This window comes from Actinomadura sp. NPDC023710, assembly GCF_040639875.1.
In the GTDB taxonomy this organism is placed as follows: Bacteria; Actinomycetota; Actinomycetes; order Streptosporangiales; family Streptosporangiaceae; genus Spirillospora; species Spirillospora citrea.
Genome location: NZ_JBFAGB010000089.1, coordinates 1 through 10,809 on the forward strand (window position 1 = coordinate 1; position 10,809 = coordinate 10,809).

The 10,809-nt window shown below is 64.8% G+C and carries 8 protein-coding genes; 4 read left to right on the forward strand and 4 right to left on the reverse strand.

What is annotated here, in order from left to right; genetic code table 11:
- Together AB0H37_RS44500 and AB0H37_RS44505 are read right to left on the reverse strand one after the other, a co-directional pair.
- Positions 1-842, reverse strand: an 842-nt coding sequence (locus AB0H37_RS44500; RefSeq protein WP_360618774.1) for an ice-binding family protein, incomplete at its 3' end; no start/stop codon positions are given.
- A gap of 845 nt (positions 843-1,687) precedes the next feature.
- Entirely contained in the window at positions 1,688-2,962 is a 1,275-nt protein-coding gene (locus AB0H37_RS44505; RefSeq protein WP_360618776.1) for a hypothetical protein, read from the reverse strand.
- A gap of 912 nt (positions 2,963-3,874) precedes the next feature.
- Between AB0H37_RS44505 and AB0H37_RS44510 the strand changes: the two genes are divergently transcribed.
- From AB0H37_RS44510 to AB0H37_RS44520, 3 genes are all read left to right on the forward strand, one after another.
- A complete protein-coding gene (locus tag AB0H37_RS44510; RefSeq protein ID WP_360618777.1) occupies positions 3,875-4,624 on the forward strand; it encodes a hypothetical protein in 750 nt (249 codons plus the stop codon).
- Between the two features lie 9 nt (positions 4,625-4,633).
- Positions 4,634-5,170, forward strand: coding sequence for a hypothetical protein (locus tag AB0H37_RS44515; RefSeq protein ID WP_360618778.1), 537 nt, complete (start codon positions 4,634-4,636; stop codon positions 5,168-5,170).
- A gap of 853 nt (positions 5,171-6,023) precedes the next feature.
- Entirely contained in the window at positions 6,024-6,545 is a 522-nt protein-coding gene (locus AB0H37_RS44520; RefSeq protein WP_360618779.1) for a hypothetical protein, read from the forward strand.
- A 2,196-nt stretch (positions 6,546-8,741) separates the two neighbouring features.
- Here the strand turns inward: AB0H37_RS44520 and AB0H37_RS44525 are convergent.
- On the reverse strand, positions 8,742-9,086 hold the full coding sequence (locus tag AB0H37_RS44525) for a hypothetical protein (RefSeq protein WP_360618780.1): 345 nt from the start codon (positions 9,084-9,086) through the stop codon (positions 8,742-8,744).
- A 43-nt stretch (positions 9,087-9,129) separates the two neighbouring features.
- Here AB0H37_RS44525 and AB0H37_RS44530 point away from each other — a divergent pair, with 43 nt between their 5' ends.
- Complete coding sequence (locus AB0H37_RS44530) at positions 9,130-9,651, forward strand: hypothetical protein (RefSeq protein WP_360618781.1); 522 nt, start codon at positions 9,130-9,132, stop codon at positions 9,649-9,651.
- A 505-nt stretch (positions 9,652-10,156) separates the two neighbouring features.
- Here the strand turns inward: AB0H37_RS44530 and AB0H37_RS44535 are convergent.
- Entirely contained in the window at positions 10,157-10,291 is a 135-nt protein-coding gene (locus AB0H37_RS44535; protein WP_360618782.1) for a hypothetical protein, read from the reverse strand.
- Positions 10,292-10,809 lie beyond the last annotated feature (518 nt).

Genomic DNA, 10,809 nt, shown 5'->3' on the forward strand with positions numbered 1-10,809 from the left:
GGCGTCGGCGTCGGAGCCGTCACCGTCGGCGTCGGCGTCGGAGCCGTCACCGTCGGCGTCGGCGTCGGAGCCGTCACCGTAGGCGTCGGCGTCGGTGTCGTGCAGGTGGACCTCGTGATGGTGTTGCTATCGAGGGTGACCGCACCGTTCCGAGCTAGTGCCCTGCCGTCGATGATCGTTCCGGTGTTCACCGAGATCGACTGCAGGGCAAGGATGTTGCCCACGAAGGTGGAGTTGGTACCCAGTGTTGCGGAGCTGCCCACTTGCCAAAAGACGTTGCATGGCTGGGCGCCATTGACGAGGGCGACAACGCTGCCCGATGCGGTAATGAGCGTGGATGAGATCTGGAAGATGAAGACGGCGTTCGGGTCGTTCTGCCCGTCGAGGGTGACCGTGCCGGTCAGCCCCAGCGAGGATGTGGACTGGTAGACACCTGGCACGAGTGTCTGACCGCCGAGGTCTCCCGAGACGCTGATGGGCGGAGTTCGCCCGGCGGCGTCGTTGTACGCAGCAGTCAAGTCGGTTTGCGCCTGGAGCGCGACCGCGTCGGCGCTGTGTTGTACCCCGTTCACTGTGCCCGGCGGGAATCCGGTGATTGCAGTGCCCGGGCTCACCCCCAAGTCTCCATTGATGACGCTAGGGCCCGTATTGGTGACCGTCGTGCCGGCCAGAACCGCGAAGCTGCTGGCAGTGCCAAGGTCCACAGGCGCTTGCGCGGCTCTGGCTCTGGATTGCAGAGCGACGAATATGGCCACGCCGAGAATGCACGCGACGCCAGCCGCCAAGCAGGAAAGCATGAAGTTCCTGCGAGACGACGCACCGACAAAAAAGGTAGATTTCATTTGGCGGATTTTCCTCCCGTATTGCGAGACCAGATACGCCCATCGTCACGGACGCACAGAACCAGTGAGGGATGTGCCTCAAGTCCGGCAGAGACATCCCCGACAGTGGATCAAGCTATCTAAAACGCCACCCAAATCCTGATCAACTCTTGCGCGAATATTCCAAAGTTGCCCGAACCGCTGATATAAAGAGATTTAGGTGCAAATAGGGCGCAACCGGCCTGTGCTTCGTCCAGATATATGACCACTCGAGTAAAGCAACACTTCGGCGAGGGCTCCAGTTGCCAACCCTGCCCAGTCAATGGTCGGCTTCGAGGGCGGTTCTGAAGAGGGGCCCTGCCATACCCATTCGGCCGACCCGGCGCATCCCCCGGGGGGCTCGAACAAGGCGAAGAGGTCATCGCGGCCTGGACGAACCCGGCGACAGCTGACGGCCGGCGGCAACCTCCGCCCGGGAGGATCGAGGGAACCCGGTGGCGGGGCAGCTGGGACTGGGAAGCGCCAGGGTCCGATTCCCCCGCAAGCCGGCACTTCAGGGAGGTGCCTGGGTGGCCGCCGGACAGGTGCTCACGGGCCAGCCGAAGGAGTGTGGCCGAGCGTGCGCAAGGAACACCTTGCGCCAGCCACGCCCCTGCGCCTCACCGATGGCGGTGGCATCAGTTTGACCCGCTTGCCGCCAACACCGCCAGGACGCGGTCATTGCCCTGGAGTTAGGGCACCGCCGCCGTGCCCGCGCGCCGCGGACCGCACTCGAGCCGGCCAGTTGATCACTACCGGGCAGCACCTACCCGGCACTGACTCTCGAGCAGTATCCTCGCAGCCGCCCTCTCGCCGAGGCGGCAGCCTCACCAACGCATGCCTCTTGCCCGAACGACGGCGGGGGCCAGCAACCCACCGGCTTCTCGGGCAAGGCGGATCACCGGCCGCCACATGATGTAGACCGCCACGGCCATGCCGTACACGAGATAGATCTGCTGGCCGCTGGTGAGGGTCTTGTTCTCCACAAATGGGTACCAGAGGGCACTGAATTCCGGCGTGTAATAGCAGAGCGGAGCCTCATAGAGTCCGCTTCCGTCCGGCCAGCACACCTTTGAGGTGTCCACGTCCCCGAAGACGGCGCCGTTGAGCCCTGCCCACAGCGACATCGCCAACGCCACTACCGTGATGACGTCCGCTGCGATCGACGGGCCCGGCTGGAAGAGGCGGACGGCCAGCGCGAAGGATGCCGGGATCGAGGCGAACAGCAGATACCGCGGACCCCAAAACGTCGCTCCACTCCATGACCAGTAGGTGGCGTACGTAAGGATCAGGCCTATCACGAAGGCCATCCACAGATCGTAGGGACAGGTCGGGTCGATTCCCTTGCACCTGCCAGCCAGATCTCTCAGTCGGCCGCGTGCCGGTAGAAACAATCCCGGAGCGAAGAACAGTAGTCCCTTACCGAAGGACAGGGTCAGCGACAGCAGCCCGAAGAATATCGGATAACTGAAACCAGGAAGACCCGAATATGGCATGATAGTTGGGTTGCCATGATTGGTTTCGTATCCTGTAGCGAAGGGACTACCCCGCCGAATCCAAGATTCCAGCAATACCAACGTGACCGCGGCGGGCACCGCGAGGGCCCAGCGAAGCCGCCGACTGTCCCAGATCCGGTGCACGGTCAACAACGTCAGCGCGGGGAGCGTCGCAGGAGTGTTCGCCACAGCGATGACAATCGCGAACCAGCCAGGCCTCACCTTGTTGATCAATATGGCGACGGTGCCCGTCATCACGAGGATCGCCGTGAAAACCTCCCCGTAATACCACAGTTGGTGATACGGAAACATTGAGCCGAACACCAGCAACAAGATGAAGGTCCGAAGCAGGCGTCGGGGGATCTTACCGCGCAGCGCGAAGTAGCAGAAGGTCACCCCACCAATCAGAAGAAAGCCGTTGTAACGCAGGCACCACCATTCTTCCGAGCCGAACGCCTTTCCCGCCAACCAGAGGGGAGCCGAGAGGACCGGGCCGAGCATGGAGTACTTGGCGTCCGGCATGGTGCCCTGTGTGAGCATCGCGGCAAGCTGGACATAACGATACGATCCGTCACCCCAGGCATATCGGGGCAGGATGAGCAGCATGGCACCGAGCCCAGCGATGATCAGCGCCGTTTCCACCCTGGCGCGCGCCGGACTGTCGTCCGGATCCCAAGGCGCGGTCTCAGCAGCCGGCTTCGGAAAGGCGTATGCCGGAGTTCGAGCCTTCTCCGCTATTGTCCTACTGTGCCCCATTTATGGAACCTCCAACCCTCCCGCCGTGGCTTCCGTTAGGATTCCCAGGGGGAGAATAGAGAGCGTCAGCGCTTGACCAAGGCCCATCCTCGTTCGCGTCAAAGCCCGCTTCCTGAGGTGATCTCAACGCCAACGGAGCCGGACAGGGCTAATTTCATAGCACAAATTATTCTTTAAGCGCGAATACCCGGACAATTCGACAGCGCCTGCAGAACGGTGTAGTCGGTGGCCGGGAGCAGGCCCGCGCGCTCCTGGCCGTCCCGGATATCGAAGGCGCCAACGCTGACCGCTTGGGCGAGACCGTCGCCAAGGCGATCGACCGTCCGCCCTCCGTCATCTGTTCGACCACATGCTCGGCCAACGCTTCAAGCGCCTCCAAATCGGTCAGACCCATGACGCCGGTGAGGCATTGAACACCTGTCCTGATGACGGGCGCCCGACGACCTAATGCCATCGGAGATCCGGCTGATTCGCCGCCATCCGACTTCATGTGCGCCACGTTCTCGCGAGTGAATTAACGACTCAGGGCACTAAGAGCCGTCGCGGAGTTAGAACGGGGCGCTCGGTGCATCCTGCTGCGTGTACAGGTCACGCTCCGGGGTACTCAATCGATATTCCACTCCGGCACCGTGGGTCATTGGTCACAAACCGGAAGAGAAGCGGACATTTAGCGCACCGGCGAAAAACCGGTAGACATTGAAGCGGCATATATGTCCAACATCGAACGTTATGTGTGGAATATTTTGGAAGGAGTGAAGGCCGATGACGGCGCCTCTCTTTGAAGTCGCCCGCGCGGCGGCAGACGGCGCACGCGTGTCGGTGATGCTGCCGCCAGAGGCAGGACCGCTGCGCTGGTACGGCGCGACCAAGTTCAGCGGTCCCAACTACCTGCGAAGTTTTCACCTCGCGGAGGCAGGCCAGCACGAAGTCGTCCCGAGCAACATTCTGCCGGGGGCGAGCAAGCGGGTTTACCGCCGCAAAGGCTTCGACATCGTGGTCTACGAAGCAGTGGACCACTCGAACGGCTGTCTCGTCTTCGCAGGCCCCTACAACGAGGCGACCACGTGGTTTGGAGGTCCCCCGCCGAGGGCCGCGGTGCTGAACCGCATCGTCTCGATGCTGACGTTCATCGACTCGCCGACCGGTGCGCGGGTGACCGCGAAGCCCGCCACGAACATCCAGCAGCACGGGACAATGCTGGTCGGCTCCGACGCGCGCATGACCGTCATCGCCAGGGACGCTCGGAGCGCACGGGACGACCTCCCCGTTTGGCGTGGTCAGCAGCATGGGGACGCCGAGGTCTGGCGCACCCGGCAGAACCTCCGCGAGGAGCAGGCGGCCAAGCTGGCCGGGACGCCCTTCGAGTGGTCCTACATGTTCGCCAACTCGACCGCGGTGTTCGACGTCAGTTTCCGGCCCGAGCCGCCTCCCGGCCTCACGCCCAAGAGCATCGTGGACAAGAACCACGTCTACACCGTGCTGTCCGGTCTGAAGGTCATCTGGGCGGCGTGAGGGATCCACATGATGAGCCTGCCGACCGCCTTCAGCCTCTGCTCACTCCTCGTCTCCGCCTTCGCCATGCTGGCCGTCGGCGCCGTCTATTCCAGGCTCCGCATGCTGGAGCGGACGGCGCTCAACCCCGGGAGCACGCTGCTCATCGACGAACTTCCGATCGCCCCCAAGGCTCTGCAGCCCACCGGCAACGCCACGACCACGCTGGTGTTGCTGCTCAGCAACGGCTGCTCCGTCTGCGGTGTCGTGTGGCGGGCCGCCGCCGAGTACGTCGCCACGCACGATCTCGCCGGATCGCGGCTTGTCGCGCTCTTCGCCTCGCAGGGCGCCGCCGGGACTTTCGGCGACGCTCCGGGGCTGGAGTGCGTCGTGGACCCCGGAATGTGGTCCGCCTTGTCCGAGGGGTACACCCCTTGCCTTTACCTGATCGGAACTTCGGGTCGCGTGACCGATCGCCGGTTCGTCTACACCGACACCGACGTCTCCGCCCTCCTCGCCGGTCTTGCCCGGGTAACCGATCCCACCGGGAGTCACCATGCGCTTTGATTCGATCCCCATGGCGGAGACCGCTCCGGAGGGCGCCGTCCCGAGCCGGATCCGGGCCCTCATACCCAACCCTCCAGCGTCACGGCGAACCGTGATCAGGGGCCTGGGAGCCGCGGCACTGGCGGCCACGTTGGTTCCCTATGACTGGGTGTCCTCCCGGCGCGCAGCTCGCGCCGACCCGGCCCCGACATCGGAGTGGCTCGACCCGCACTGCGGAGGGGGCGGCATCGGGGCCTACACCCCTGCCAAATCGAACTGGTGGACCGGGGACCCGGACATGTGCGTCGGAGGCTGGCGAGTGGGCAGCAAACCCTGCAATCACGACAGCCGCCACTTCGACGGGTTCTGGGAATACACCCACAACGGGATCCGGGAGATTGTCTGGTCTCAGCGCACCCCGAGCTTCTGCGCCGGCAGGAACTCCTGGCGATGGTCGGCCCCTGACGGCAACACTTTCCGATGCTCGGACGCCTGGACCCACATCTCCTGGGCCGACAACGAATACGCGGGCCTCACCATCGCCGTCTGCTTCGTAGGCGTGATGGGATAGGCGGTAACACCAATGACCACTCGTCCAGAGCCATCTGCATCCACGGACGGCAAGCATCCGTGGTGCCGCCGCATCCTGTTGGACCCGCTCAGCCTCGCCGTGCCGATCGTGCCCGGTGCCGCCGTACCGGCGGCGCTGGCCACGGCCGGACCAGATCGGCAAGGGCCAATGGCGGCGGGTATCGCGGCGCTCCTGGCGTTCTGCTGGGCGGGGCTCAACGCCGGCTACGCCAACTCGGGCTCCACTTGAAGCAACAACTCGGCATTCCTGCTGAGCGCGCCGGTCTGGCGCGGTTCCGGTCCCTTGCTTGCCTTCGGCCTCGGCCTGCAGGTCGGCGCGTTGCTGGTCGCCCTGATCACTGCCATATTCGGTGGCCTGGTCCAGGCGCTGCTGCCCTTCTCTGTGCGGGCGGGACTGTTCGGCCTGGCAGCCCTCGCCGTCCTGCTGCGTGAGACGGGGCTGGTGAAGCTGCCGGTGCCCGAGAACAAACGCCTCGTCCCGGAGGAGGTGCAGCATCGCGGGCGTCTTGTGGGCCCGATTCAGTTCGGTTTCGAGATGGGGACGGGTATGCGCACGTACTCGCCGTCCGCTCTGCCCCATCTGGTGCTGCTGGCCGTCCTGCTGGTCTTGCCGTTCCCGGGTGCCCTCGCAGCTGGAGCCGGCTTCGCCCTGGCCCGCTGGATCATGCCCGCCGCGAGCATCGGCCACGGTGCCGACGGAGGGTGGGAAGATCGCTGGATCGCCCACCGCAGGCTGCTCGCCGCAGGAACCGCGCTTGCCATGCTGACGGCGCTTGGCACCGGAATCGTGCTGACCCCATGGTGACCGAGGTCGCGGTGATCTATGACGGGGCCTGCGGCGGCTGCTCGTCCATCGCTGCGCGGCTGTCCAGCGTCCTGGCACCACCCGTGCTGGCCCGCTCCTGTCGTGACCCCTACCTAGCCACCGAGTTCCCTGTACTGGGCGAGCCTCTCAGCGGACGTCCCTGCCGAGGCCCGCTGCTGATCACCGTGTTCTCCGACGGCCGAACGGAGGTGTCGGGTGGGCCGGCCATGCTGTGGCGAGGTGCGCGGCTGGTCGCGCCTGGCCGCAGGGCGGCTGCGGTCCGGCTGGCCCTATGGGTCGCCTGGTGGCGAATGCGGCATAGGTAGCAATCATCGTGTCAGACGTACTCTTGCTGGCCCCTTTCCCGGTGCGCCGCTGGATGTGGAGCCCAGAAAGTCGAACCCTGCTCTTGCCGAACTCCATCGGTGCATGTCAGGTGGGACCGCTGGCGACGAAGCCACAAGATCTCCGGGAGCCCATGCCGACTCGGTGTTGGCTCGGCATCCGAAACGGATCGGCACCCCCGAATCGACATCCGCTCATTGGCATGAGCGGACATACTCAACCCAGCCGGTCTGCGAGGCTGGCAGGAATCACGGCGCACCCGGTGTGATGCTGCCAGCGCTTCTGGTAGCCAAGGATGTGGACGGTTCGTCATCGACGCCGCGACACGTCTCGTTGGAGCCCGATGAGTCGTGGCGTATCAAGCCGCGGGCCAATCATCGCCGCGAACGTAGTCACCACCGGGTGGTCCCTGCTGTCATCGCTACGTCGTCGTGGCTGGGCGGCGGGGGTGTAGCACGCCCAGATGGGGTTCGTGGTGAGCGCCGTCGCCGGTTTCTAGGCGACGGCACCCGCCAGGCCGCCGGTGCGCGGCCCTGCACGGGTACTTCGAGTGGCGTTGATCCCCGAATTGCCCGTGCAGCGAAGACCGCGCGGCCGCTGTTAGAGCGCGTCCGCACCCCAGCCGCTTCAGCGGTCATGTTGGAGCCATCAGCTTGCCTGCCGCTGCGGTCGGGTGTTTTAGGTGCCGGAAGCTGGGTGGCCCTTCGGGCGGCGGCGTGGACGGCGGGCACGGCGGGCCCGAGGATGATGGCTGCGGCGCCAGTCGGGGCAGGACGCCCGTGTGGATGTCGGATGCGATGGCGGCGATGAGAGCCGCAGGGTCTCTTTGGAGGACTTGTAGGTCGTAACCAGCGGTAAGCGAAAGGTGACCGCTCCGTGCCGCACATCCTGCAGCCGGCTCTCAGCCCGCCTCCCTCGACAACTGCGCGAACTGCTCGATGACCTCGTGCTCGTGGCGGTTGACCTCGGGGCACCGCTTTCGATCAGGCCGCCGCCCGGATCGCCACGCCAACCAAATCGACAAGGTCCGTCACCGACTGCATCGAGGTGCCGAGTGGGGCTTGGTGACCTCTTCGGGAATCCGCGAAGCTCCCCCACCGGCTCCCGAACCTGCGAAGCGGTCATCGGGACAGACGAGATCACGCACTCGGAGAGTGCTCTGACCTGCGGAAAGTTGGGGTGGGCGATACTGGGTTCGAACCAGTGGCCTCTTCGGTGTGAAGCAGAGCAGGAAAGTCGATCTAGGTCGATCCGAGTCGAGCGGGGAGCCACTCACCTGCGCAAACGCCCTGACTACGTCGCGCTGAGTCGGTGGGAGCCTGACTGCGGTGGCTCCCAAAACTCGCTCCCGCAGCTCCCCGACTGCAGGAAAGGGGCCCGTGCGCTCCCACAAGCCGCTACCACAACCTTACTAACCCACGGTAACCATAGGTGCTCTGCTCGTCCGGACTCTCTGAGAAGCATCTCCGGCCTTGCTGATCGGCATGCCACTCCCCTGGCGCATCCCAGCCGGTTACCCCAAGCGGCAGGGTAACGACCACCACCGGCACCGGCAAAGTTCGGCCCAGCGCGCCGACGCCCTACCTCGGCGTCATAGCTCCACTTACGGCAGCGTGGTGCTCGTGGCCAACATGCGGACTTATCCTCTGACGTGGCGGGGAACGGCGATGGCGTGGACGTGAGCCTTTGGACGACGCAGGGCTGGCCCTTGGACCCAGGCACGCAAACGTAAAGCGTGAACGGCCAACGGGCAGCAGCCAGGCGATCGAGGCGGGAGAGTGTACCCAACTTCACGATAACCGCGATAACGAGACGCCGAGGGTCGAGTATTTCATTCATCACCAGTTTATTTCATTTTTTGGAGACCATCACAATTCCGCCTGACGCAAGGGAAAATATTCGAGCAAACGCTTCTCGTGTATCTGGATCGCAATCAATTCTCTCCAGGGATCTGAATCGTTCCGGAGAAATATCCACCGTAGCGATTCCGCCTGCGCCACTTTCGTCCGCATGCGCAAACAATATGAGACATCGGAACGCCTTTATAGCATCATCACGCTCTTCGCGCATCAGCGACTGGAGAATGATTATCCCTTCTTTAACTTGACCCCGAAGTGCATCCACAGAAGTCCATCGAGTCGCCCAGCCTCGCCGCTCAGCCTCCCTTTGAATGTCGATGAGCGTGTCAAAATTCATCCGGCATACGCGAAAGTCCGAGTCAGTTGGCTTTATTGCAGACATGAGCGTTCTAGTCACTCCCCAGGCGTGGGCGGAACTGTTCGAGTACGTCTGCACAGCACCGCACATCCCCATGCTGCTCGACCTCTACCGCCACGTGCCGCTCCCGCTCAGGACCGGCCCAGCACGCTACCTCCTCGCGGTCTCCCACGGCCAAGACCGCCACGGCAACATGCCCGCTCACCGTGGAGAACGTCTACGCGTCGAGTTGAAGGCCCTGGCGGCAAGCCAGAACGACACAGCCCCTCTGGCCGTCCTGGCCGAGGACGCCGGACGCCGCGCCGAAAAAGACGGAGACGAGGACGCGGCCATCGCCGCCTACCGCGAAGCCGTCGCCGCAGGCAGCACCGACCCCAGAGTCGCTGATCGACTCAGCATCTGGCTGGTGAAGCAGGAACTCTACGCCGAGGCCGAGAAGGCGCTCACTCAGGCCCTCCAACAACCGCCCACAGCGGCAAGCACACGAGACCGGCTCGAGAAACGCCTGCGACGCTGCCAGCGGCATCTGTCGGGACCGTCCTGAAGATCGTGTGGGTGGGGTGGTGACCCTGAAGGCTGGGGCCGTCGCCCCCGCCGGGGAGATCATCTGCGAGCGACGACGAGCGGTCGGGCGGGCTGGATGTCCGGGCCTCCGCCGAGCTGATCGAGCGGGTCCGGACAGATGTCGACGGTGGGCCGACGGGCTTGCCCAGTGCCACCAAGGCGGTGCTGCAGACCGCGCGCCGGAAGCGGAGATTTCCGAGCATCTGCGCCACGAACGGGCGAACGCCCGGCCCGCCGGGCGGTAGCCACCGCAACCGCCAACTCGTCCGCACCCGTGTCCACCGGACAAGATCGCAATACCGCGGGACAGGGCGAAACCTTTACGTTGTAGATCACCACATTGTTCACCTCTGCTCTGTACTGCTCTCCGCGAGAAGGAGCGGGAGCGTAAGCAAAGGCCACTGGTATCCAGCGCTGCTTCTCGTCGGTCATGCCGGAGCGGGGGGCAGTGAGGACCGCGTTGGCCCGATGGCCGACCGGTTCCATCAGCGGACATCGCCGCCGTCGCAGGTGACGACGGTGCCGCCGGGATGCACGGTGGCGGTGACGGCCTCGCGGGTCTTGGCGAGGCAGCGGACGTCTCGTTTGAGCATGTTGCCCGGCGCGTCGGCGACCAGCACGACGTCCCGGCATGCGCGGATGACCGCGAAGCCGGAGCCGGTGAATGCCGTGCCGTACCATCGGGCCTTCCCCGGGACGGGTCAGACGGTTCGACGTTGCAGCAGTGACGCCTCCAGACGATCCAGGTGACCTGCTACCTGCACCCGGCCACAAGCAGGACGCGGGCTCCCTGCACACCGGCCTGTCGGGCATGCCGCGAGGCGGACTCCAGCCCACCCCGGCTCGTGGTTCCTGAGCGAACATGCGGCGAGCACTCAGCCCGACTTCGACCGCGCAGAGTGATTGGTTGCACGGTCTTCTTGTGGCCTCGTTCGCGGCGGGAGAGGGATGATCTCCCGAATTCCTCCCACCGGGGCACCAGTGGCCGCCCCCGGGAGTCCAAGAAGCCGCCCTGCGGGAGCGATGCCGCGCACTGCTGGACCGAACCCGTGACCTCTTCGGAGCTGCGACAACGCCAAAGAGGCCTGCTCTTCGTTCGAGCAAGCCTCTGAGCTGGGGAAATGTGGGCGATACTGGG